Source organism: Xanthomonas sp. DAR33341 (genome assembly GCF_003992815.1).
GTDB lineage: Bacteria > Pseudomonadota > Gammaproteobacteria > Xanthomonadales > Xanthomonadaceae > Xanthomonas > Xanthomonas cissicola.
Genome location: NZ_QEYV01000038.1, coordinates 130,394 through 154,015 on the forward strand (window position 1 = coordinate 130,394; position 23,622 = coordinate 154,015).

At 61.6% G+C, this 23,622-nt stretch carries 17 protein-coding genes; 13 read left to right on the top strand and 4 right to left on the bottom strand.

Going from position 1 to position 23,622, the window contains the following annotated elements; all coding sequences use genetic code 11:
* Window positions 1-226 precede the first annotated feature (226 nt).
* The 10 genes from EO156_RS20005 (at window position 227) to EO156_RS20045 (ending at window position 14,891) form a co-directional block, all read left to right on the top strand.
* Complete coding sequence (locus EO156_RS20005) at window positions 227-1,351, top strand: DNA repair exonuclease (RefSeq protein WP_016848658.1); 1,125 nt, start codon at window positions 227-229, stop codon at window positions 1,349-1,351.
* Window positions 1,348-4,032 carry an AAA family ATPase gene (locus EO156_RS20010; RefSeq protein WP_016848659.1) on the top strand — a complete coding sequence of 895 codons (2,685 nt, stop codon included), beginning with the start codon at window positions 1,348-1,350 and terminating at the stop codon, window positions 4,030-4,032. The genes EO156_RS20005 and EO156_RS20010 overlap by 4 nt, the downstream gene beginning before the upstream one ends.
* Before the next feature lie 37 nt (window positions 4,033-4,069).
* Complete coding sequence (locus tag EO156_RS20015) at window positions 4,070-5,302, top strand: DUF4297 family anti-phage-associated protein (protein WP_016848660.1); 1,233 nt, start codon at window positions 4,070-4,072, stop codon at window positions 5,300-5,302.
* Window positions 5,299-7,068 carry an anti-phage-associated helicase HerA gene (herA, locus tag EO156_RS20020; RefSeq protein ID WP_016848661.1) on the top strand — a complete coding sequence of 590 codons (1,770 nt, stop codon included), beginning with the start codon at window positions 5,299-5,301 and terminating at the stop codon, window positions 7,066-7,068. The genes EO156_RS20015 and herA overlap by 4 nt, the downstream gene beginning before the upstream one ends.
* Before the next feature lie 156 nt (window positions 7,069-7,224).
* Window positions 7,225-7,785: a Wadjet anti-phage system protein JetA family protein gene (locus EO156_RS24205; RefSeq protein WP_197687822.1), complete on the top strand. Its 561-nt coding sequence runs from the start codon at window positions 7,225-7,227 to the stop codon at window positions 7,783-7,785.
* On the top strand, window positions 7,679-8,677 hold the full coding sequence (locus tag EO156_RS20025; RefSeq protein ID WP_016848663.1) for a Wadjet anti-phage system protein JetA family protein: 999 nt from the start codon (window positions 7,679-7,681) through the stop codon (window positions 8,675-8,677). Before EO156_RS24205 ends, EO156_RS20025 begins: the two co-directional genes overlap by 107 nt.
* 6 nt (window positions 8,678-8,683) lie before the next feature.
* Window positions 8,684-9,373 (top strand): DUF4194 domain-containing protein, encoded by a 690-nt coding sequence (locus EO156_RS20030; RefSeq protein WP_016848664.1) that lies wholly within the window; start codon window positions 8,684-8,686, stop codon window positions 9,371-9,373.
* Entirely contained in the window at window positions 9,370-13,131 is a 3,762-nt protein-coding gene (locus EO156_RS20035) for an SbcC/MukB-like Walker B domain-containing protein (protein WP_033482774.1), read from the top strand. Before EO156_RS20030 ends, EO156_RS20035 begins: the two co-directional genes overlap by 4 nt.
* Before the next feature lie 72 nt (window positions 13,132-13,203).
* Window positions 13,204-14,385 carry a hypothetical protein gene (locus tag EO156_RS20040; protein WP_016848666.1) on the top strand — a complete coding sequence of 394 codons (1,182 nt, stop codon included), beginning with the start codon at window positions 13,204-13,206 and terminating at the stop codon, window positions 14,383-14,385.
* Window positions 14,386-14,657: 272 nt separating this feature from the next.
* Window positions 14,658-14,891 (top strand): AbrB/MazE/SpoVT family DNA-binding domain-containing protein, encoded by a 234-nt coding sequence (locus EO156_RS20045; RefSeq protein WP_016848667.1) that lies wholly within the window; start codon window positions 14,658-14,660, stop codon window positions 14,889-14,891.
* 153 nt (window positions 14,892-15,044) lie between these two features.
* Here EO156_RS20045 and EO156_RS20050 read toward each other — a convergent pair whose 3' ends face one another.
* Window positions 15,045-15,410: a helix-turn-helix transcriptional regulator gene (locus tag EO156_RS20050; protein ID WP_313905335.1), complete on the bottom strand. Its 366-nt coding sequence runs from the start codon at window positions 15,408-15,410 to the stop codon at window positions 15,045-15,047.
* Window positions 15,411-15,583: 173 nt separating this feature from the next.
* On the opposite strand from EO156_RS20050, the gene rimO reads away from it, so the two are divergent.
* Window positions 15,584-16,984, top strand: a complete 1,401-nt coding sequence (gene rimO, locus EO156_RS20055) for a 30S ribosomal protein S12 methylthiotransferase RimO (protein ID WP_016848670.1) — start codon at window positions 15,584-15,586, stop codon at window positions 16,982-16,984.
* A gap of 321 nt (window positions 16,985-17,305) precedes the next feature.
* Here the strand turns inward: rimO and greB are convergent, their stop codons facing one another.
* A complete protein-coding gene (gene greB / locus EO156_RS20060; RefSeq protein WP_003485476.1) occupies window positions 17,306-17,812 on the bottom strand; it encodes a transcription elongation factor GreB in 507 nt (168 codons plus the stop codon).
* Between the two features lie 110 nt (window positions 17,813-17,922).
* On the opposite strand from greB, the gene EO156_RS20065 reads away from it, so the two are divergent.
* Entirely contained in the window at window positions 17,923-19,389 is a 1,467-nt protein-coding gene (locus EO156_RS20065; protein ID WP_016848671.1) for a rhomboid family intramembrane serine protease, read from the top strand.
* A gap of 137 nt (window positions 19,390-19,526) precedes the next feature.
* On the opposite strand, the gene EO156_RS20075 is transcribed toward EO156_RS20065, so the two are convergent.
* Window positions 19,527-20,801: a DUF4013 domain-containing protein gene (locus tag EO156_RS20075; RefSeq protein WP_016848672.1), complete on the bottom strand. Its 1,275-nt coding sequence runs from the start codon at window positions 20,799-20,801 to the stop codon at window positions 19,527-19,529.
* 354 nt (window positions 20,802-21,155) lie between these two features.
* Here EO156_RS20075 and nudK point away from each other — a divergent pair, with 354 nt between their 5' ends.
* Window positions 21,156-21,776 carry a GDP-mannose pyrophosphatase NudK gene (gene nudK / locus EO156_RS20080; RefSeq protein ID WP_016848673.1) on the top strand — a complete coding sequence of 207 codons (621 nt, stop codon included), beginning with the start codon at window positions 21,156-21,158 and terminating at the stop codon, window positions 21,774-21,776.
* A gap of 53 nt (window positions 21,777-21,829) precedes the next feature.
* On the opposite strand, the gene EO156_RS20085 is transcribed toward nudK, so the two are convergent.
* The gene (locus tag EO156_RS20085; RefSeq protein ID WP_016848674.1) at window positions 21,830-23,335 is read right to left on the bottom strand and encodes a helicase HerA-like domain-containing protein; all 1,506 of its coding nucleotides are present in this window, start codon (window positions 23,333-23,335) and stop codon (window positions 21,830-21,832) included.
* Window positions 23,336-23,622 lie beyond the last annotated feature (287 nt).

Genomic DNA, 23,622 nt, shown 5'->3' on the forward strand with positions numbered 1-23,622 from the left:
TTGGCTTCATAACCGACCGGCGATGCGGCGATGATCGCTGCCGCGAACGGTAGTGGACTCCGCAACAGTCCTTCCAATTCATACGCCATGACCCACACCCAAAGAACCACGCTACTGAAGGCGAGGGGGCGTCGGTATTTCAAAAGGTTAAACTGGTCTAGAGCGGCGCGTTGAGTTGCCGCCGCGGGAGGGTTGTTGCAAAGCACAACGATCGGGGAGGGGCGAATTGATCTCAATTTTGCATACTGCCGACTGGCAGATCGGCCGGGTGTTCTCGCAGTTCGAGCCTGACGACGCGGCTGCGCTGTCCGAAGCCCGCTTTGCCGTGGTGGAGCGATTGGCCGCTATCGCGACCGACCGCGGTGTTGATGCCATCTTGGTCGCAGGCGATGTATTTGACGCCCAAACGGTATCCGACAAGACGATCCGTCGGCTCTTCAACGCGATGCAAGGCTTTACCGGTACCTGGGTCCTCCTGCCGGGCAATCACGATGCAGCGCTTGCGGAGTCGGTGTGGAGCCGGGCGCAGCGCCTGGGGGCTGTCCCCGGCAACGTCATCGTGTGTTTGGAGCCCAAGCCTGTTGTTGTGACCGGCAAGTTCACTTTGCTGCCGGCGCCCTTGACCCAGCGCCATACCTACGTCGACCTCACCGAGTGGTTCGCGGCGCACATCTCAACAGACGATCTGCCACGAATCGGCCTAGCACACGGCAGCGTTCAGGGGATTCTGCCTGAGGACGTGGACTCCGCCAATCCGATCGCTGCGGGCCGTGCACAAGGCGCGGGACTGACCTACTTGGCGCTAGGGGACTGGCACGGCACCAAGCGTGTGGATGGCAAGACTTGGTACGCCGGTACGCCAGAGTCGGAGCGGTTCAAGGCCAACGAGTCGGGTCAGGCGCTGCTTGTAGGCATCGAGGCGGCGACGCTGGAGCCTGTTGTCACCGCGATTCCCACCGGTAAGTTCGGTTGGCGTCAAATCGAGCAGCAGATGGCCGTCGATTCTGATGTCGACGAGGTTGTGCGGATGCTTGAGGCGGTTGGGGGCAGTGATGTCCTTCACGTGCGCTTGTCCGGGACCTGCAACTTGGCGGGGCACCGCAAACTATCGGCCTCGCTCGGGACGGCTCGCGCTAAGGCGCGGGCCGTCCTCTGGGATACGGTGGCACTGAAGCTAGAGCCCACCGAGGAGGACATTCAAGCGTTGCAGGCCGATGGCTTCGTGGGTGAGGCGCTGCAGGAGCTGCGCGAGCAGCAAGTTGGCACCGAACCAGAGCTGGCGCGGGACGCAATCCTGACGCTGGCCCGAATCCTGGACGACCAAGGCCCTGGGCGGGGAGCAGGCGCATGAAGCTGAAGCGGTTGCGAATCGAGAACTTCAAGCGCTTTCGGGCGCCCCTGGAGTTAGGCGACTTCGCCGATGGGCTGAACCTGTTCGTCGCCCCGAACGAAGCTGGCAAGTCCACTGTGGCCGAAGCCGTTCGGGCGGCCTTCTTCGAGCGGTACAAGTCCAGCTCGGTCAGCGGCTTGCGTCCATGGAGTGATAGCTCCGCGACGCCCTCGGTGGAGATCGAGTTCGAGCTCGGCGGCAAGCCCGCGCGGCTCAGCAAGGCATTCCTGGGCAAAAAGCGATGTCAACTGAGCATCGACGGTAAGGTTTTGGACGGTGTTGAGGCAGAGGATCGCCTTGGAGAATTGCTCGGGTTCAGCTTTGCTGGCAGGGGCGGCAGTTCGCCCGAGCACATGGGTATTCCTGGACTGCTCTGGATCAAGCAGGGCACCTCGCATGAACTCGCTAAGGCCGTCAGCTTTGCCAGCGACCATCTGCGCAATGCACTGGGGGACTCGCTGGGCGAGTTGGCCTCCACGAGCGGCGACAATGTCATAAAGGCTGTGGAGTCGGAGCGCAATCAACTCCTGACGCCGTTGACCGAGTCACCTCGTGGTGCTTACGCGGAGGCGCTCAAGCGCCGCTCGGCGCTTGAGGACGAGCTCGAAGTCCTGCTTACGGAGATTGACTCGTACCGAAACGCTGTTGACCGCTTGGCGACCTTACGCCGCGATCATGAGCGAGATGGCGAGGTGAAGCCTTGGCTGACCCTGCGTGAGCAACTCGCGCAGGCTCAAGCTAGGCTGGACGACGCCACAGGGCTAGCCGAAAAACGGCCCGCGCAAGAGTTGCTGCTCAAACAGGCTACGGTGCAGGTCGTCGCATTGCGCCAACAGCTCCAGTTAATGGAGCGTGACGAGGAAGCGCTGACCTTGCGCGAAGCGAAGCTGGAGGCGGCCCAGGGCGCGCTGATCAAGGCACTGGGCTTGCTTCAGGCTTGGGAGCCCCGCTATGCGGAAGCCGCGCTCGCGAGCAAGAAAGCACGCCAGCAACTGGCGGTGGCGCGCCAAGTTGCCACATGGCAGGCACAGGAGAAGTCCGTCGCCGACCTCACCATTCAGTTGCAGGCTCTACGACGCAGCCAGAGCCAGGCGCGGCTCAAGCAGGAAAAGCTGACTCAGTTGCAGGCTGAGGTGCTGTCGCTCGCTTTGCCCAGCGCTGAGCTCAAGCGACTGCGCGAGGGTGCCGGCCGCCTGCTCGCGGCGCAGGCCAAGCTGGATGCCGTGTCAACCGCGCTCGAGTTCGAGCTTGAGCCAGGCGTCAAGGTGCGGGTGGCCGGCACCGAGGTGAATGGCGCCGACCGCCTGATCGTGGTGGCGCGCACAGGCATCGACATTGAGGAGGTGGGGCACATCACGGTGCTGCCAGGTGGCGAGGATCTGCATAGCCTGATCGGTGACCGCGATCGTCAGCGCGATGACCTTTCTGTGCTGTTGCAAAGCCTGGGCGTTGCGAATCTGGCTGCCGCGGAAGCGCGGGAGCGGCTGCACGCGCAACGTGCGGCAGAGGTCAAGGCGGCTACCTCCGTGCTCGAGGCACATGCCCCGAAGGGGCTGGCGACCTTGGATGCAGAGGTGGCTGCGCTGTCGGTCAAGTTGATCGAGGCCAAGCAGACGTTGGAGGCCTTAGCGCTGACGGTCGAGGCTGAGACCGCCAGCATGCCCGTGTCGCAAGCGGAGTCAGCCGAATCGTCGGCGAGGACGGCCCTGGACGACGCTTCTGCCCAACTGAACGAGGCAAAACTCGCCGTTAGTGAAACGAAGACCCTGGTCAGCGCCGCGCAAGATGAGCGTGCGGCGGCCAAGTCCACGCTTAGCGACCCGCTACGAGCAGACAAGAAGGCGGCCGCCAGCCACGCGCTGACCGATGCACTCGCGCGCGAGACCACGGCCCGGGCCGGTTTAGACGTGCTCGCCGAACAACTTCGCACGCTTAACATGTCAGTCCTGCAGCAGGATGTTGAGCGGTTCGAGCGAAGCGCCAGGCAGCTGGAGTTTGCGCACAACCAGCGTGCGGGCGAGATCATCCGGCTTGAGGCCGATCTGGAAGCCAAGGGCGCTTTGGGGCTGGAGGAGTCTGCCGCCGACAAGCAGCGCGAGCTCGATCAGGTGGGGCGACGTTACGCCGAACTGGAGCGACGGGCCAAGTCGCTGAGTCATCTGTTGAAGCTGCTCACCGAGAAGCGCTCCGCGTTGGCGCGGCGCCTGCGTGCACCGCTTCAGCGTCACCTGAACCACTACCTGCAAATCTTATTCCCAGGTTCGAGCATCGAGGTGTGTGAGGATCTTTCTCCAGGGCGCATCACCCGGGTCGGCGCCAATGGCGCGGAAACCGGAGAGTTCGAAGAGCTCAGCGTTGGGGCTCGTGAGCAGATGGGCGTCGTCGCGCGGCTCGCGTACGCGGACCTGCTGCAGGAGGCCGGCAAGCCCACTTTGCTCATTCTCGATGATGCGCTGGTTCACACCGATAAGGATCGCCTGGATCAGATGAAACGCGTTCTCTACGATGCCGCGAGGAGACACCAGATCCTCATCTTCAGCTGCCATCCGCAGGACTGGCAGGACCTGGGGGTCGCCGCGCGCGAGTTGTCGAAGGTGGCGAACCCAGGCGCTGGTGCCAATGGCGGAGCCGACTCCCCCTAACGGCCAACTGCCACTGAAAAAGATCCGAGGACCGACAGTGACTGACCGCAGTGCAACCGCGACGATCAAAGGCTATTTCTACCAGTTCGACCAGACGATCGTGCGTTTGCTAGAGGCGACCAAGCACGGGAGCATCACGGTCGAAGGGGTGGAGGACATCGATCTGGACGATGGGAATGAGAGTGCCTTCGTGCAGTGCAAGTACTACGAAGGCACGGAGTACAACCACTCTGTGATCAAGGAGGCGGTCATCCATATGCTGCGGCATTTCCATGCGGCGGACTGCTCCAGCGACCAGGTGTTTCGGTATCGGCTGCACGGCCATTACCGCGGCGGTCAGCACAAGCTAAAACTCCCACTGACGGACGAGTTCCTTAAAGAACACTTCCTGACTTACACAAGAGACAAGCTGGTCCACAAGGTGCATGAGGAACTGGCGATCACTGATGGGCAGCTCGCCGCGTTTCGCGCGTTGCTGGACATCGACGTGAACGCACTGTCCTACGACGATCAGCAGGCCAAGATGTTCAGGCTCCTGGAGGCCGAGATCCAAGAATGCACGGCCAGCGACGCGCAGAGCTTTTTCTATCCGATGGCGATCAATGTAGTTCAGGAGCTGGCCATCAATGCGGACGAGGCTAAGCGAAAGATCACCAAGGATCAGTTCTTGAAGGCCATCAACCGCAAGGACGTTGTTTTCAGCGCCTGGCTGCGAGAGCACTTGGGGCGCGAGTACTTCGCACGGATGATCCGCAGGAAGTACTTTTACTTCGGCAGGACGAAGATGCCAAAGGCCTCGAGGTTCTTCGTGATCGAGATGGGTGATGAGTACGAAGTGGACAAGGCCAGCCGCATGCTCGTTCGACTCGGTCAGTTCTTCTCGCACAAAGAGCACCAGCGAACCACTGCCTCCGACCGGTTCTGCCCCTATGTGCTGCTGCGAGGCGTGACGCGCGAGCAGTTGGCCGAGCTAAAGGAAAGTCTGTGGACCCAACGCGTGGCCTTCACAGACGGCTATCCCTTCCGGGATTCTGAGTTCTCGCCCGCCATGCTGGCGGCTGATCCCACCAAGGATAACCTTTGGACGATCAAGTTCGTCCCCAATGAGCAGCTAGCGTTGACCATCGCAGCCTGCAAAGGATCGCTCGTCGAGGTCTACGACTTTTACCGAGACTCGCCGCTCGACAGCACTCTCGTGTCGGGGGGTAGAGGGCTTCATTCGATTAAGAGTAACAGTGCCTATCTACTTCAGGAGGTCATGCAGGCATGAGCGATTCTCAAGACATCAAGGCCGAAGTGATCGCGGTCTTTCCGGACAAGGTCAAGATCTCGGTTGGCAACATATCGGCGTTCGCCAACGACAAAAGCCTCAAGGTAGGCTCGTACTTGCGTATCACCGACAGCGAGGACTGTGCACTCATCGCCATCATTGAGAACTTCTGCATTGAGGTGAATGACAAGGCCGAGCGCCGTCACATCATCGAGGCACTCCCGTTGGGAATCATCGCCAACGGCAAGTTCATCCGCGGCGGCGATACATTGACCATTCCGCCAACGGGCGTGACCCCGGCGACGGATGACGATATCAAAAAGATCTTTGAGGAGTCCGTAGACCCGGCCAAGAAGTTTGCCTTCAGTGCTCTGGTGTCTAACGACAAGATCACAGTGCCGGTGGATGGAGACCTGTTCTTCAACAAGCACCTGGCCGTCGTGGGTTCGACCGGCGCTGGCAAATCTCACACTATCGCCAAGATCATCCAGACGGCGGTGAGCGCGAAGGATGGTCAGTACGCACTGAATAACTCTCACATTGTCGTCTTCGACATCCACTCAGAGTACCGAACGGCGTTCCCAGATGCGAACTTCCTCGACGCCAGCACGTTGACCTTGCCCTACTGGCTGCTCAACAGCGAGGAGCTGGAGGAGGTGCTGCTCGATACAGGCGAGCGTGACAACTACAACCAGTCGGCCGTGTTCCGCCAGTTGGTGACAGAGAACAAGAAGCGCCATAACACGGGTGCGAAGAACGTCTTCTACGACAGTCCGCTCAAGTTCAACATCCATGAGGTGCTGCACGCGCTGTACAACATCAAGAACGAGACCGTGAACTCGAAGAACGAGGCCCGGTACATGGTGGTGGACACCAGCTACGCGTTACTGGCCGAGGGAAAGACCGATAGCGGCCACGGTCTGTTGCTCACTGCGGATGAGCGCCTTGATCGGTACTTTGCGAAGCGGCTTGAGTTCCACCCAACCAAATCTCAGAGCATCACCGGAGGGAGCTACGCCGATAAGTCGCTGGACAAGTTTTTCACGCGATTCGAGGGTAAGGTGCAGCAGGATCGTCTGCAGTTCCTCTTCGGCCCCTCTGCGGACACGGCCACGCTTGAAGGGGTTCTGAAGAGTCTGATCGGCTATGGCGAAAAAAATTCCAATGTCACGATTGTGGATCTGAGCGGCGTCCCGTTCGAGGTCCTGAGCATCACCGTGTCGCTGATCTCGCGGATTCTGTTCGAGTACGGGTACCACTATAAGGTGATGCGAACGGCAGCGAACGAGAAGATCAACACTGACGCGCCGCTCCTCCTCGTATACGAGGAGGCCCATAAGTACGTGCCCAACAGCGACATGGCTCGCTTTCGTGCGTCGAAGCTATCGATCGAGCGCATCGCCAAAGAGGGGCGCAAGTATGGCGTAACACTGCTCTTGTCCAGCCAACGCCCCTCGGAGATCTCTGAAACGATCTTCTCTCAGTGTAGCAATTTCCTGGCTATGCGGCTGACCAACCCCAGTGACCAGGGCTACGTTGCGCGCCTGTTGCCAGATACGCTCGGTAACTTGTGCGACAAACTACCGACATTGGGTGCTGGCGAGGCTTTGCTGATCGGTGAGTCCGTGGTAATGCCGTCGCTGGTCAAGGTCCAGCGCTGCGACCCACCGCCTTCGTCGACCGACATTCCGTACTACCAGCTCTGGAAGGAAGAGTGGAAACAGCTCAACTTTGACGGGATCAAGAAGGTTTGGCTCAAGGAATGAGTGTGAGCCTGGTCGAATTCCCATGTACTGCCTACCCGACAGGTGGACATCCATCGTGGTTTAGGCTTGTGGCTACCCGTACGTCCTGGTATCCAATGGGGCTGGTATCCGTGGGTATAACCAAAGTTCGTTCTAGCCGAGTATTCCTGAGGCAGCATGCAGTTCTTCGTCCCCCCTCGTGAGCATTTCTTTCGACCGCTTACGCATGACAATCGTGAAATGTGTGCTGCGGTCCTACGGGCTTTGCATGAGCGGGTGCACGGTGCCAATGCCGATTACGCGGAGGTGCTGACACGTGAACTGGTGCTTGAGGTGATACAGCATGCGCTGGCCGATCCGGTACTGCGGAGTTTGGCCTTCGTGGACGGGCAGGCGGTGCGGGCAGAAGAGGAACGTGCCTATGCCAGCGATCTGTTGCGCAAGCTCAAGGAGCACGGCTGGCTAGAAGACTACCGCGATCCGATCGACCTTCGGCCCACGCTCAAGCTCAGCCGGGCTGGTAAGGCTTTCAGCGAGACCTTTTCCAATCTCGATGATTCCCGCGCGAAGACCCGCCAGCGCAACATGCGTTCAGCCCGCAAGGCGCTGGCGGCGTTCATCGCCACTCGTGATGCTGACGAGCATCCTGGATGCACACGAATTTGCCAGTCGCGTGGTACAAGATCTGCAGGAGGACATCGAATACTTTCGCCATCTTATTCAGAGCTTGACGCGTGAGGCGCTAGCTCAAAAGGTAGCCTGGAACGAATTCAATGACTTCATCGAGAAGCGCTTCGCACGCGAGTATGCTGTACGTCTAGTGGCCGATTCTGCCGAACGCCACCGCGGTCAAATCAACGAGGCATTAGAGCAGGTGCGTGCACTCGATGGGGAGCAGCGCGCCCTGGTGGACGCCCACCTGTTGCAGCGCGCACCATGGCTGGAACAGACGACGCAGGGCCGCAGCCCGATGCTGTGGCTTGCCGATCGCATCGAGAGCATGGTCGAGGCTGCCTGCGGCCTGAAACTGCCGATGCTGAGATCGGAGATGAACAACTATGTGCGTCGCTTCACCAGTCTGCTGCGACAGGCGTTGTCCCTGGACTATGGTGCCGAATCTCCGCTGGGTCGAACCATGACTTGGCTGAAGGAGAGGCCGGAGCCAGGCCGTGAAGGGTTGCTCGACGTTCTGGCCCTGCGATTGGCCACCAGTGAGATCCGCATTCCCGGCGGTGTGCTTCGCTGGTCGGTGCGGGACCGGGAGACCGAGGCCGTTGCGCAGGCTCCGCTGGTTGTGGATGAGACTAGCCGCCTGAACGCCTTGCTGCGCAGAGCCGAAGCCGAGGCGTTCGCCTTCAGCGATCAGCAGGTCCTGCAAGGCCTGCTACCGCACTTGCGAGAAGGTCCCATCACACTGGCGGCACTGCCGGTGGACACCGCCGAGGACGCGGTACTCCTGTTGCATGCTGTGGGCGCAGCGCGTTCGACCCAGGGGCGGCGTCTGTTGCAGGCTCGCAAGACGGCAGGGCAGGTGTGCACGCCATATTTTCAGGCAGACGACTACGAGCTGTGTGCCGAACCAATAAATGGAATTGGCATGAGTCCCGGTCACACCAGCGAGGAGCATTGAATCTCCATGTTGCAGTCCCTTGCCCAGTATCTTGAACAGCGATTGGCAACCGAGGGCGCCGCCAACGTCAAGCCTGCACGCTTCGCTGAACTGGCTGGGCGACTGCTAGCGAGCGGTGTGGTTTGGCGCGAGCACTCCCGACCAGAAGCCGGGTTATACGATGATGCTATCCAGTGTGAACAACTGTTGCGCGAATGGTTTGGATGCATCGGCTTCGTGCTGGTCCATGACAGCGATGCTCGACTATTGAGGCTGTACCCCCCTGGCGAAGGCGGCGGCGATGACGAGGAAGATGGTGTACGGCGCCTGCGTGCCCGCCTGTCGCGTGATTTTGTGGCTGCGGTGATTGCCCTGCGCTTTCTTTACACAGAGGCGCTGACAGGGCGCCGTACGCTTGTGGACGAGCGCCTGGCCATTAGTCTGGAGGAACTGTCACAGACGGTTGTGTCACTTCTCGCGCACAAACTTCCCAATGCGGTCAGCGAACGCATGGCACTGTTGCGAGAACTGCGCAAACATCGCGTTCTGTATTTCGTCGAGGGCGATGACGCCGGGGACATGCAGATGGGTCTGGCGGTGCTGCGTCCGGTGATGAGCTTTGTCAGCGACGAGGCGTTGGAAGAGGCCCTACGAACGGTGGGGCGCAAGATTCCCGCTGCGCCTGCGATCCAGGCGGCACTCGAGGATGGTGCATGAAAATCGCCAAACTGCTCACTTGGCACTGGGGATCGCTGGAAGACCGAGAATGGCCCTTTGCTGACGCCGTGTTGTTGACGGGTGAATCGGGTTCAGGCAAGTCCACGCTTCTCGATGCCATCCAGACCGTACTGACAGCCGCGCACCAACATGTGGTGCAGTTCAATATTGGTCAGGACGAATCCACGCAGAGTCGTCGTGGCGGCAAGGAGCCGCGTACCCTGGCGGCTTACGCCCTGGGACAACAGGCTGATGGCGTATACCTGCGTACCCGTTCGACCAGCTATGCCGGGATCGTGTTCGAGGCTTCAGAACACGCAGGCGAGCAGGTCGAGCCCTTCACTGCACTGGTTGGCGTGGAGGCCTTTGAGGATGGTCGACGCGCCGTCCTGCAGGGAACGCCTCAGTTTTTCATCGTGCGTCGGACCTTGTCGCTGGATCATCTGGCGCGTCGGGTGGGGGAGGCACTGGCCCCGTCTCCGTTGCCGCTCAAGGAACTGTACGTGCAACTCCAGCACCGCCTTCAGGCGCATGCAGAAAAGGCTGTAGCGGTAGTGCAACGTTTTCCGGACAAGGGCGGTTACTTGCAGCATCTGTACGGCGCGCTGACCGGAAAAACAGCGGTGGGCGAGCACGATGCCACACGTGCGGCGAAGTCACTCGTCAAAGCGATGGCCTATAAGGAGTTGGGTAACGTCAACGACTTGGTGCGCGATGAGATCCTGGAGCCACACGACTTCAGCAAAGATCTCGACAAGATGCGCGAGCTGATGCGCTCCATCGCCAGCCTGAAGCTTGAAGCCGAGCGCTTGGCGCTGAACTTGGAGCGGCTCGGTGCCGCCAGCGCCAGCGCGGATCAGGCGTTGGACGAGGCGCGGCGTTTTGTCACCACCACCATCGCCCATGCCCTGCGCACACGTAGCGAAGCACAGGATGAGTTAGCTTCGGTACAGCGCCAGATTGCCGCCCAGGGCCGGAAGCAGGCGCAATTGCAAGAAAAGCTAGCATCTCTCGGAGCTCAGGAAGACCAGTTGCGGGAACAGTTGCGCGTAGTAGACAAGCGCCTGGATGATAGCGATGTGGCAGGTGAGAAGCAGGCATTGGAGAACCAGATCCGCCTGCACTCAGACCAGTTCCGTCTGCACTGGGGGCGTGTGCAAGAGGTGGTACGCGGGATTAGCGCAATGGCTACGCAGCTTGAACAATTGATGGCGCTGGATCTGTCGGTCGTGCCGGCTTTGGCTGTTGCGGTGGAAGTCTTGCGTCCAGCCGCACTGCGGATACTCCAATCTTGGCCGGCAATGGCCGATGCTTATGGGCGCAGCGCGACCTTGGATGTGGTGTTGCCGGCCTTTGAACTGGAAGCTTTCGACGCACAGTTGGCGGCGTTGCGCCAGGGTATCCACGACGACGATGCCTCAGTACAGGGAGCGGTGCTGCAAGCCTTGACCGATGTGAATATGCAGCTGAACCAGTTGAAAGACGACATCGAGCAGTGCGATGCTGAGCTGCGTCGTCTGCAGTCCGGCCGAGTACAAGGCCCGAAGGATGCACATGATGCGGTTGCATTGATCGAGCGTGAAATTCCTTCGGCTCATCCACACTTGCTGGCGCAACTGGTGGAGCCTAGCCCCGGAACCCGCTGGCAAAACGCCATCGAGGGCTACATGGGGGGTGATCGCTTCGCCATCATCGTCGAAGCCGGCATGGAGGCGCAGTGTGCCCGGTTAGTCAAGCAGCACTACCGCATCCGCTCGCCCAAAGTCGTGCAAGGTCGAAAAGCGATGGAAGACACAGAGGGGCGCCAGTTGGAAGCCCGTTCTGTGCTTCATGAACTCATCTGCCAACACTCTGTGGCCTATGCCTTCTTGCTTGCACAGTATGGCCGCGTGCGTAAAGTGAATACTGAAGAAGAGCTCGCACGTACCCCACAGGGTCTGATGGAAGAAGGTTTGGGCAGTCGGGGCTACGGCATGTTTGCTTGCCGTGCCCCCGATGGCGAATTGGCTTTCGGCGAAGCGGCGCGCCAACGACGTCGGCAGTGGTGCGAGGATGAGCTGAAGCGGCTAGCGTCCCAGACACGGGTCCTCGACGCGTTACGGCAGTCGCTGCTGGCGATCACTCGTATGTTTAACGGCGCAGTATTCTCGCCGCTGACTCCGTTGGTGCTTGCAGTGCTTGAGAGCCAAGTCCAGCATGCGCATGCCGATCAGGCGCTTAAGGCATTGGATCTGTCGGCCATCGACGCGTTACTAGCCGAGCAAAGCGAGCTGAAGGCTCGTATCAGCGGTGTGACACGGCAACGTGACGAAGAGCTGAAGCAGGTCGGGGCAACGGATAAGGAAATCGCAGAATTGCGCCGCCGCGAGAAAGTCTTGATCGAGCGCCTCCCCGATCTCGAAATCGCCTGTACCAATGCTACTGTCTGGGCGTCGCGCTTTGTGGGGGCTGTGCCGGCCCTAGCCACCGAGGCGCAATTGCTGGAAGAGTCCTGGAAACTCGCCGGCGAACTTGAAATCAGCGTGGACGCGCTGCGCCATCGTGTACAGAGTCTGCGCGACGGACTGCCTCGTACCTTGCGAGAACTGGCCCAGGCCGTGGGAGTCTACCTGTCCGGAGCACGCGACGATAGCGAGCGTGTCGTTTGGGTCGATGCGCCTCGCAGCGTAGACCGCCTGGAGGAACTGCTGCCCCTGGTTGAGCGCACCCGTGCTGCCATCTTCGAGCAGACTCAGCGCCAGCGTGCAATCGGACTAGCAGACAACGCGCGAGCGCTGCGTGAGGCAGAAGGTCAGTTCAACCACGTGTTCACCAGTAGCTTCTGCTTTAAGGTGCGCGACGACGTCAAGCAGGGCGCGCTGACGCTTCAACGGCTCAATCGGCACCTTCAGGACATCCGCTTCGGTAGCGACACTTTCAGACTGGAATGGGACTGGGTGCCGCGCATGCAGAAAGTACAGGAGTTCTTTGAGGCGGTGGAAGGCGCGGTCGAAGGGCTGGAACATGACGGTGGATCGATCTTCAACTCGTCCATGCTCACCGACGAGCAGCACGCCACCGCAAAAGAGATTCGGGGGCTGCTACTGGCAAACGACCAGGGCGCTAGCGAACGCGCGTTGCGCGAATTAGCCGACTATCGCAACTATCGGCGCTATGACATCCTGCGTACTAGTCCGGTGGGCACCACGAGGCTGTCTACCTGGGGTACCGGTTCGGGCGGTGAACTGGAAACGCCGTTCTACGTCGTGCGCTCGGCGGTGCTGGCACATGCGCTTGGGCACTTCGGCCGGGACCGTCGCGAGGCGCCGGCTTTACGCTTGATGCTGAGTGATGAGGCCTTCTCCAAGATGGATGAAACGCGCTCTCGCAACGTGTTGCAGTTCCTGTCGCAGACGCTGGGGCTTCAGCTCGTCGTGGCAATGCCGACCTCCAAATCAGGTGCGGTCAAGCCCGAGTTCGACAAGGAATTCACCTTCTCCAAGGTGATGGCGCGCAGAGCCGGCGAAGGTCTCCAGGAGCTGTTCATCAGCGAAGCGCAGGAGAAGACTTTCAACCGCCCGGCGCTGGCGAGACTATGGGGTACGCATGCCGAACAGGCCCGCGAGGCTGCACGTGCCCATTGGCAGGCAGCGAAACTTGTGGCGCAGGTCCCTCAGCCGACCATGCCGCTAGCCTCTCCATCGATGGAGTTGCAGGTGCCCGATCCGGTAGCTGAAGAGAGCGAAGCTCATCAAGCCAACAGCGGTCCGAGGCCTTGATCAATGGAGACCTCGACATCGTCCTCGATGACTGCCCCTTTGCCACATCCCTTTCCGCTGCGCCTGGCCCGGATGCTGCTCGCCAAGGTCGAACGCAGCACAGGCCAGGGGCCAGTGCGCTTGCTGGTGGACCGTAAGGTTGCCCCCGAGCTGCACGACGCAGTGGACGCCGACCAGGTCCAGTTGCTTTCCATGCAGATTGATGACCTGTGCGCCACGGGCTGGGTCGTTTTGCTGTTGGAGGCGCCGCGTGCATTTGCTGGTTTCTGCGATCGTAGGCCCCGGCTGGAGCTGCGTGATTTTGACGCCTTGGCAGCTTGGGCTGATTACACTCCGCAAGCCCAGCGCTGGCGCCAGCAATGGCGAACGCACCTTGCAGCGCACTGGGCAGCATATCCGCAGGAAGCGCCAGTCGAACCCGCCTCCGTACTGGACTACCTTACCCGGAATCCCTTAATTCCGGTGGAGGGGCTCCCAGTAGAAGAGGCTACCTACAGCCTCACTGTCTTGATCGAGTTATGTCGTTTGGGTCAAACGATGGCCTTGCGCGAAGCTTCCGCGCGTGCTTTCCAGGGCCGCTCTAAGGTGCTGGATCACCGGGAGGAATTGCTAAGGCTGCTCGGTTCGTCTGCGGGACAGTTCACCGAGGCACCGATTCAGCTGTTGCTCGCGCCACCATCCTCCAGGAAGCTGACGGACGCCATTGATGGTGAAACAAGAGCCCTTACTGAGGTTCTTTTCATCGAGAATCTGGTCACCTTTGAACACATGGCTGATGCACGGATCCCAGGTTGGGAGAGTAGTCTGTTGGTGTATGCGGCGGGTTTCCGTGGCAGTGCCCGGAGGTTGCGCTCGCGCATTGGCTGCCGCTTGTACCTGCGTGAGCCCGCTTTCGCAGCGTGGTTGCCAGTGATCGAAGCGTGGCTGTTCGGTTCGCGAGATGATGATCGGAACTTGCCAACAGTGTCTGTGCACTTCTTCGGAGACCTTGATTACTCTGGCATGCAGATACTTGCAAGCCTTCGCGAGGTATTTCCCAAGGCTAGGGCTTGGCATCCTGGCTACGTACAACTGTCGAGTTTGCTGGTAGTTGGCGGAGGTCACTTGCCAGAAATGGCCACAAAGGCTCAGCAAGTGGACCCCGGCCACACTGGGTGCGCCTACGCGGATGATGAATTACTTCCACTGCTGCGCAGTAAAGGACGCTTCATTGACCAGGAGGCTCTTGATTTCAGCGACATCAAACTGAAGTGACGTGGCATCCAAGATCACTCAGGACAACAGCATTGCTTTGAGATATTGAAGCTATCTGAGGCGAAGAAAGGCTTTGTATAGATGCACGGGGCATCGGAGCTCGTGTCGTTGGCTCTTACCCTCTTTCGGATTGAGCCTTTGCCCATGATGCTCCCTTTACTACCGTTTCGCTTGGCAGCGCCCCATCATTTCTTGCCAATAGATAAGGCCTGGTGCAGCGAAATCGGTAAGCGGCAGAATACACATCCGTACAGATATGGTGCTGATTCACTATGCGAGTCGCAAAGTGGGGTGATAGCTTGGCTATACGCCTGCCGGTTAGCTTGGTCGAAGCACTGGAATTGCGGGAAGGCGATGAGATCGAGGTCATCGTTAACGGTCCTCGACTCTTCACGGTCCGCAAGAAGCCAGGGCTGCAGGCCATGCTGGAACGGCTTCACTCCTTCCGCGGTAGGTTGCCGGCGGACTTCAAGTTTTACCGAGATGAGGCCAATGGCCACGGGTGACGTGATTCGCATGTGGGCATTGATGTTCTCGACGACTCGGATTGCTAGCGAGTAGGTCAGCTTGATCGGGCGATTCGTTGGCTGCGTCTATGGCCGTGTCGCTGGCATCGGTGGTCGCAACTCGGCACGCTGTTCCAATTCGCTGCACGGCAGCTATTTCGAGCTGCGAGCAAGAATCCGCGCGAACGCCGTGAGAGTGGACTGTTCGGTAGGTTTGAGTCTCCGATAGAGACTCAACAGTTTGGTCTCTCGCGCATTGCGTGGCGCTACCTGCGCGAAGGGGCTACCTTCGCCCAACAGGATGAACTCCGCAGAGCATTCCAATACATCAGCCATCTTGAGGAGCGTTCGTGCGCTCGGGTGGCGCGAGGCACTCCCTACGATGTTCGAGACTGCGCCTTGCGTGATCCCGATCTTTGACGCCAGCTCTTGCTGGGTGAGGTGTCGGATCACCAGTAGCCACCGAATGCGCTCGCCGATGGTCATTTGCCGGAACTTTGCCATTGTTCTTCTTTGCATCCTTGCAATCTGAGCTCTCCGGGTGGTAGCCCATGCTAGGTCAGGTGTTCTTGCACTCGTTCGGTAAGATGAGCGCGACCTTCGAGATGAGTACGTGTGTGCTTTGGGGTGGTATCACAGTAGAAATACAATTAGCCACCTTCGATGCCGGCATGACGGACGGAAAAAGTTAAATGAAATCAATAGATTACGTGGATCCGGTGAAGAATCAAGTGCCCAAAGTTGGCTTCGTGTCACTAGGCTGCCCGAAGGCGCTCGTCGATTCCGAACGCATCCTCACCCAGCTGCGCGTAGAGGGCTACGACATCGTGCCCAGCTACGACGCTGCCGATGTGGTGGTGGTCAACACCTGCGGCTTCATCGATTCGGCAGTGACCGAATCGCTGGACGCGATCGGCGAGGCGATGAACGCCAACGGCAAGGTCATCGTCACCGGCTGCCTGGGCAAGCGCCCGGAGCAGATTCGCGAGGCGTACCCGCAAGTGCTGGCGGTATCCGGCCCGCAGGACTACCAGAGCGTCATGGAGGCAGTGCACGCCGCGTTGCCGCCGCGTCACGACCCGTTCGTGGATCTGGTGCCGGACTACGGCATCAAGCTGACGCCGCGCCATTACGCGTATCTCAAGATTTCCGAAGGCTGCAATCACCGGTGCAGCTTTTGCATCATTCCCTCAATGCGCGGCGATCTGGTGTCGCGTCCGGTCGATGAAGTGCTGCGCGAAGCCGAGCGGCTGGTGCGCGGTGGCGTCAAGGAATTGCTGGTGGTGTCGCAGGACACCTCGGCCTACGGTGTGGACCTGAAGTATGCCGAGCGTCCGTGGCGGGACCGCCTGTACCAGACCCGCATGAAGGCGCTGTGCGAGGGCTTGTCGGAGCTTGGCGTGTGGACGCGCCTGCATTACGTGTACCCGTATCCGCACGTGGACGATGTGATTGGGCTGATGGCCGAAGGCAAGCTGCTGCCGTATCTGGACATTCCGTTCCAGCACGCCAGCCCGCGCATTCTCAAGTTGATGAAGCGCCCCGGCGCGGTGGAAAAAACCCTGGAGCGCGTGCAGCGCTGGAAGGCGATGTGCCCGGAGATCACCGTGCGCTCGACCTTCATCGTCGGCTTCCCCGGCGAGACCGATGCCGAATTCGAATCCTTGCTGGATTTCCTGGATCAGGCGCAGCTGGACCGCGTCGGTGCGTTTGCGTATTCGCCGGTCGATGGCGCCAGCGCCAACGCGCTGCCGGATCAGGTGCCCGAAGAAGTGAAACAGGAGCGCCTGGCGCGCTTCATGGCCAAGCAGGCGCAGATCTCTGCGTTGCGTCTGGAATCCAAGATCGGCAGCGTGCAGCAGTGCCTGGTGGATGTGATCGAAGACGACATCGCGGTGGCCCGCTCGCGTGCCGATGCGCCTGAAATCGATGGGCTGGTGCACATCCAGAACGGTGGCGAGCTCGGCTTGAAGGTGGGCGATCTGGTGGATGTTGAAATCACCGACAGCGACGAGCACGATCTGTTTGGCGATGCACTGCCGTCTGGCCATGCGGTGCAGCCAGGGCGGACATTGAACCTGCAGATCGTTTAGCCGCAGCAGGGCGCCGGCTGGCCGATGGCGTCGGCGCCAGACTGTGCCGAACCGTCGCCGCACATGCCCCGGTGGGCACGCCAACCCGTAGGAGCCTGCCTGCGCGCGACGAGGCTTGCCACGCGCATCCGTCCCGGCACGACGCGCTGCAATGCCAACATCGCCGCTAGGCATGATAGCGCCGGATGAGGGTAGCCGGCGTGTGTGCGTATCAGCAGGCCACGATGCAGTCCTGGGGCAATGGGTGTTCGGTTCTCCGGGTGTCGATCACTGTCGTTGCTGATGCACGGCGCCAGGATCGATCCGCGCCTTGGGTATCCCCTACAGCGAGGCGTAATCCACCGACACCACGACGAATGTGTGCTTGCCGGCCGGCAAGTGTGCGTCGAATTCGTCGTCCACGCGCTTTTTCAGCAGGGCGCGCGCCAGGGGGGAGTCGATGCTGATCCAGCCGCGTCCGGCATCGGTTTCGTCCGGGCCGACGATGCGGTAGCGCAGCAGCTCGCCACTGCCGGCGTCTTCCAGCTCCACCTGTGCGCCGAAGAACACTGCGTTCGCGTCGGTAGGTGCGGTATCCACCACGCGCAACGCTTCCAGTCGCTTGCTCAGATAGCGCACACGCCGATCGATTTCACCGAGCTGCTTCTTGCGATAGGTGTATTCGGCATTTTCCGAGCGATCGCCTTCGGCGGCCGCTGCCGCCAGGGCCCGTACCACCTCGGGGCGGCGCACGCGCCACAAGTCGTCCAGCTCGGCCTTGAGGCGGGCGTGGCCTTCGGGCGTGATCAGCGCAGTGCTTTTTTCGGCAGGTGGGCGCCAGCGGCTCATGGGGCAGGCAGGTTAGAACGGCGGGCCCGCGATGCTAGCGCGCATGACGTGCTTGCGCATCTTCCGCCGCACAGCGAAGCTTTGCGCCATTCTCGGACACGGACGTTGTCATGCTGATCATGCCGCTGCACAAACCCTGGTCGCGCCAGAACATCCCCTGGGTGACGCTGCTGCTGGTGCTGATCAATGTGGCGGTCTACATGGGCTACCAGCGCAAGGACGACGGCCTGGTCGAGAGCGCCGTGCACTATTACGTGCACTCCGGCTTGGGCGCGCTGGAGGCCGATGCACATACCCGTTACCTGCAGCAGACCGCCGACGCCAAGCTGCGCGCGGCGCGCCAGGCAAAGCTGGGCAGCGTGCCTGAACCGCAACGCATCGCGTATCTGGCGCACCTGACGATGCACGATGTCGCCTTCGAACACGCACTGCGCAGCGGCACACTGTTCAACGACGACGCGCGTCTGCGCGAATGGCGCGCATTGCGTGCGCCTTACGACACGCGGCTGTCCAGGATATTTACGCTGCGCCATGTGCAGCGCAGTTCCGAATGGTCGCCAGCGCGCATGCTGACCGCCACGTTCCTGCACGGCAGCTTCGATCATTTGCTGGGCAACATGCTGTTTCTGCTTGCCCTGGGTACCTTGCTGGAAGGCGCAATCGGCAGCGGCTGGTTCCTGGCGCTGTATCTGCTCGGCGGATTCGGCGCCAGCCTGGCCAGCTTGTGGTGGCGTTGGGGCGAGCCTGGCGGCGGCTTGGGTGCGTCCGGCGCCATCGCCGCCTTGATGGGCGCGTTCTGCATGGTATGGGGCAGGCGCAGGGTGCGCTTTTTCTATTGGTTCTTCGTGGTCTTCAATTACGCGCGTGGCCCAGCGATCCTGCTATTGCCGCTGTGGCTGGGCTGGGAGTTGTACAGCCTGGCATCCAGCGACGACGGTGCAGTCGCCTTCGAAGCGCATGCGGGGGGACTGCTGAGCGGTGCGTTGCTGGGCGCCTTGCTGGTGGTATTGCGGCAAACCCGGCCGGCGTTTATGGAGGAGGGCGACACGGTTGCGGTGGACGATCGCTGGGAGCGTGCGCAGCGCCATCTGGGCCGGATGGAAAACGCCGAGGCCGAACATTTGCTGGCGGAGTTGACGCGCGAGCAGCCGCACAATCTAGAGGTTGCGCTTGCGCGCTATCGCGCGGCGCGTCATGCAGGTCGCAGCCAGGACAGCCTGCGCCATGCCGAGACGCTGCTGGCCCTGCAGGCCCATAGCGCCGAACAGACACGCATCCAGCTGGCAGTCGCCGCCGAACTCAGCAAGGCCAAGACTGCCTGCAGTCTGACGGCGCGCAGGGCGCTGATCGCTGCGTGCATGCGTAACGGCCTGTTGGCCGATGCCGAGCGTCTATTGAAAGAAAGCGAACTGAGTACGCCTCGCGACGAATTGGCCCAACAGTGGTTCGTGCTTGCCTTGCGTCACGGTGAACTGCAAGACGGTGCGCAACGTACGCGCTTGTTGCGACAAGTGCTGGATCAGTTTCCCGAGCAGGGACAGGCGAACAAGGCGCGCTTTTTGCTTGAGAACGGGTGAGCGGCTTCTGCTCGAGGCGTGCTCTCTGACTCGCGCGACGCTGGGCGGGCAAAGGCCAGTCGAGGTGGCTGGCATGCATGGTTCTGCGCTTGATGGGATCTGTCCGCCTGGATCCTGCAGAAGGGGTCTTCAGCCGATCACGCCGGCTGAATCGTCACCGCTTTCAGTGCTGCATCCAGCTTCGCGCGCAGTGCTTCGTCGTCGCAGCGATCCATGGCGTCCTGCAATACGGCGCGCGCTTGATCGTCGCGACCGAAGCGCTCGGCCAGCAGCACGCCGGCGTCCAGCGACCAGGCGGGCAGCATCGGGTCGCGCGGCCATGCAGCGATGGCGGCCAGCAGGCCATCGGTGACAAGTTGGAACTGCCCGGCCATCTTTGCGCGCTCGGCCAGCAGGTTGGCCTGCTCGGGCGTCAGCGGCGTAAACGTGGCGTCGATGTCCAGCGCTTCGCGCTGCAGCGCGAGCGCGCGCCGTTCCTGCTTTTCCTGCAACAGGCGATTGATGTATTGGCGGGTGTGTTCGCGTAGCTCGTCGTTGCGATGGTGTTGGCGCAGCAGGCGCTGATACAGCTCGTGCACCGCCAGGCTCACCGCGCGCGAGCGCACCGCGCCACGCAAGGCCTGAAAGGCTTCGTCGGAATGCCCGTCGCGCACATACTGTTCCGCTTCGTCGAGCAGGCGCTGATCCGGGTCGCGGCGTTCGTGCGCGGCCCCGCTGCTGGGCACGTAGCCGAGCTCCTCGTGGTACTGGTACACCAGATACCCCAGCAGGTGAAAGCTGGCGAATAGCGTCCAGATCGAGGTCGCCATGACCGTGGCTTCGCGCACGAGCGGGGGTAGGTATCTGGTAGCGAAAAAGACCGCTGCCGTACCGCTGCCCTGGATCACGTAGAGCAGGCCGTAGGCGGCCAGATATGGCCAGCCGATCCGCAGCGCCATGTCGATCGAGACGGCGGGATTGAGCGCCCGGCGCAGGCTGCCGTCGATGGCCAACGAGATCAGCATGCCCGGCAGCAGCAACATGGTGCCCAGATAGGCGATGGTCAGCCCGAACGGGCCGGCGATCACGGCCCCCGCGCCGATCACGATGCCCAGCGCGATGGCCAGCAGGATCAGGCGCAGTACCGCGCTGTCGAAGCTGTTATAGCCCAGGCGCGGCGCGTCGGTCTGGCCATCGGCGGTGTGGCGCAGAATGTCGAAGGCATAGGTGTAGGTCGCCATGCCCAGCACACCGGCAATCACCAGTTTCAGGATGCCCGGCAGCACCAGCAATGCGCCGCACAGCGTCAATGCGATCAGCGCATACAGCGCCGAGCCACGCAGCGGGTAGGTGGCGATGGCGGGAATGCGGGTCCAGAACGGTGCAGGCGCAGCCTGCGCGGCCACCGTGCGTGCGCGAAAACGGTCTTCCATGACGCTCCCCAGGCGTGTGATGTGAGCGGATTGTGCGGTGAGGTGCGCCCCCATGCAATTGAGGCAAGGCAAGCCGACGAACCAGGATCGCCAGCGACCGGCGACATGTCGCGGGTATGGTCTGGATAGTGCTGGCCAGGCCATGCATCAGTGCCGGCATTGCATCGGAGCATGCTGTGTCCGACAGTACCGCGAGCGCATCGGCAGACCGTCGATGCGTTGCGTGCGAGACTGTCTGAGGTTCCAGCGGAGCGACGGGTAAAATGGTGGCCCGCCGCACGCTCGCGGTCCTACGAGCGACCGCGCGCGCCGCAACCATGGCACCGCCATCGCTCGCATCACAAGGAGTGTCGCTTGATTCCCTCTGCCACCGGCAACCCGCAGGTCCGCATTCGCAGCATCGATGTGCTCTCGGACAACTGGTATGTGCTACGCAAGGTGACGTTCGATTTCCAGCGCAAGGACGGCCGCTGGCAGTCCTTGTCGCGCGAGGCCTACGACCGTGGCAATGGCGCCACCATTTTGCTGTATAGCCGCGCCAGGCAGACGGTGATGCTCACCCGCCAGTTCCGCCTGCCGACGCTGCTCAATGGCAACCCGGATGGCATGTTGATCGAAGCTTGCGCAGGCCTGCTCGACCAGGACGATGCGCTGACCTGCATCCGCAAGGAAACCGAAGAGGAAACCGGCTACCGGATCGACAACGTGCGCAAGGTGTTCGAGGCCTTCATGAGCCCTGGCTCGGTCACCGAACGCCTGTACTTCTTCGTCGGCGAATACGTCGACGACGACAAGGTTGGTGATGGCGGTGGACTCGAAGAAGACGGCGAAGAGATCGAAGTGCTGGAGCTGTCCCTGGATGCAGCATTGGCGATGATCGATTCAGGTGAGATCGCAGATGCCAAGACCATCATGCTGTTGCAGTACGCCAAGTTGCATGGTGTGTTGGAGTCCGTCCACGCCAGCACCCGGTAGCCCTTCAGGGCGACGGCGTCATCGAGCCGTGTCGGCGGCGATGATCAAGCCGATCAACGCTTCCCACCAAAAATGCTGCCGAAGATGCCGCGCACGATCTGCTGCCCGATCTTGTTGCCCACCGTGCGTGAGGTCTGCTTGGCCATCGCTTCGAGCATGCCCTGGCGGCGGCTGGTGCCGAAGACCGCGTCCTTGACCGCCTGACCGAAGCCGCTGTCGTGCGCGTCGTCGTCTGCGCGAGTGCGGGCGGGTGGGGCTGCGTTGTGTTCGGCCACCTGTTCGACACGGCGCGCCAGCAATTCGGCAGCCGATTGGCGATTGATCGCGGTGTCGTAGCGGGTGCCGACCGGGCTGGTGGCGCGCACCTGCGCGCGTTCGGTCTCGCTGATGGCGCCCATGCGGCAACGCGGCGGGGCGATCAATGTCTGCTGCACCGGCGCCGGTACGCCCTTGCCCTGCAGCGGCGACACCAGCGCCTCGCCGGTACCCAGGCTGGAGATGGCGGTGGCGACGTCGAGCTTGGGATTGCCGACGAAGGTCTGCGCGGCGGTCTTCACCGCCTTCTGGTCGCGCGGCGTGTAGGCGCGCAAGGCGTGCTGCACGCGATTGCCGAGCTGGCCGAGGATATTGTCGGGAATGTCATCGGGAAACTGCGAGCAGAAATACACGCCCACGCCCTTGGAACGGATCAGGCGCACCACTTGTTCGATGCGCTGCACCAGCGCCGCCGGCGCATCGTCGAACAGCAGGTGCGCCTCGTCGAAGACGAACACCAGTGTGGGTTGTTCCAGGTCGCCCACTTCGGGCAAGCGCTCGAACAGTTCCGACAGCAGCCACAGCAGGAAGGTGGAATACAGCTTCGGCTTGAGCACCAATTGGTTGGCAGCCAGGATGCCGATCACGCCACGGCCATCCGGTGCGACGCGCATCAGTTCGGCCAGCTCCAGCGCGGGTTCACCGAAGAACTGTTCGCCGCCGTCCTGCGACAGGCGCAGCAAGGCGCGCTGGATGGCGGCCACCGATTGGCTGGACACCAGCCCGTAACTGGTGGAGAGCTCCTTGCGCTCTTGGACCACCAGCGCGAGCAGTGCACGCAGGTCGTCCAGGTCCAGCAACAGCAAGCCGCGGTCGTCGGCCAGCTTGAACACGATGTCGAGTACGCTGGACTGGGTGTCGTTGAGCTCCAGAATCCTGGCGAGCAGGGTGGGGCCCATCTCGCTGACGGTGGTACGTACCGGATGCCCGAGCTGGCCATACAGGTCCCAGAACACCACCGGGTTAGCCGCTGGGGCGTAGTCGGTCATGCCCGTATCGTTGGCGCGCTGCAGCACGCCGGGTGCCCCGTCGCCGGCCACGGCCAGGCCGGCGACATCGCCTTTTACATCGGCCAGGAACACCGGAACGCCCAGCTGCGAGAAGCCTTCGGCCAGGGTCATCAGGGTCACGGTCTTGCCGGTGCCGGTGGCGCCGGCCACCAGCCCGTGGCGATTGCCGAAGCGGGCTTCCAGCACAACCGGGATGTCGTCGGTGACGCCTTTGCCGAGCAGGAACGAGGCCATTGCGCTGATCCGGTGGGAAAGGGTCGATTCTAGCGGGCAATCCCGGCGGGCAACGCCATCCGTCAACTCAGCGGATTCTGGCAGGCAGGCTGGGTCGAACGGGCGACCACGCACACGCCACGCTGCGCCGCAGGCTCACTCAAATCATCGCGGCGATGAGCCGGTTTGCAGGTGTCGCCTGCATCGATCGCGCCCACCAAGCTAACGGCCCACTGACCCCGGCGGCCCCGCTGCCTTGCCCCGATGTTGCCCCGGCAGCTACCCTGCCTGCCTTTCCGCTGTACTGC

Excerpts from the sequence above, each read along its gene's own strand:
- EO156_RS20010 (WP_016848659.1), top strand. The coding sequence starts at position 1,348 with ATGAAGCTGAAGCGGTTGCGAATCGAGAACTTCAAGCGCTTTCGGGCG.
- herA (WP_016848661.1), top strand. The coding sequence starts at position 5,299 with ATGAGCGATTCTCAAGACATCAAGGCCGAAGTGATCGCGGTCTTTCCG.
- EO156_RS24205 (WP_197687822.1), top strand. The coding sequence starts at position 7,225 with ATGCAGTTCTTCGTCCCCCCTCGTGAGCATTTCTTTCGACCGCTTACG.
- EO156_RS20025 (WP_016848663.1), top strand. The coding sequence starts at position 7,679 with ATGCTGACGAGCATCCTGGATGCACACGAATTTGCCAGTCGCGTGGTA.
- EO156_RS20030 (WP_016848664.1), top strand. The coding sequence starts at position 8,684 with ATGTTGCAGTCCCTTGCCCAGTATCTTGAACAGCGATTGGCAACCGAG.
- EO156_RS20035 (WP_033482774.1), top strand. The coding sequence starts at position 9,370 with ATGAAAATCGCCAAACTGCTCACTTGGCACTGGGGATCGCTGGAAGAC.
- EO156_RS20040 (WP_016848666.1), top strand. The coding sequence starts at position 13,204 with ATGCTGCTCGCCAAGGTCGAACGCAGCACAGGCCAGGGGCCAGTGCGC.
- EO156_RS20045 (WP_016848667.1), top strand. The coding sequence starts at position 14,658 with ATGCGAGTCGCAAAGTGGGGTGATAGCTTGGCTATACGCCTGCCGGTT.
- EO156_RS20050 (WP_313905335.1), bottom strand. The coding sequence starts at position 15,410 with ATGCAAAGAAGAACAATGGCAAAGTTCCGGCAAATGACCATCGGCGAG.
- rimO (WP_016848670.1), top strand. The coding sequence starts at position 15,584 with ATGAAATCAATAGATTACGTGGATCCGGTGAAGAATCAAGTGCCCAAA.
- greB (WP_003485476.1), bottom strand. The coding sequence starts at position 17,812 with ATGAGCCGCTGGCGCCCACCTGCCGAAAAAAGCACTGCGCTGATCACG.
- EO156_RS20065 (WP_016848671.1), top strand. The coding sequence starts at position 17,923 with ATGCTGATCATGCCGCTGCACAAACCCTGGTCGCGCCAGAACATCCCC.
- EO156_RS20075 (WP_016848672.1), bottom strand. The coding sequence starts at position 20,801 with ATGGAAGACCGTTTTCGCGCACGCACGGTGGCCGCGCAGGCTGCGCCT.
- EO156_RS20085 (WP_016848674.1), bottom strand. The coding sequence starts at position 23,335 with ATGGCCTCGTTCCTGCTCGGCAAAGGCGTCACCGACGACATCCCGGTT.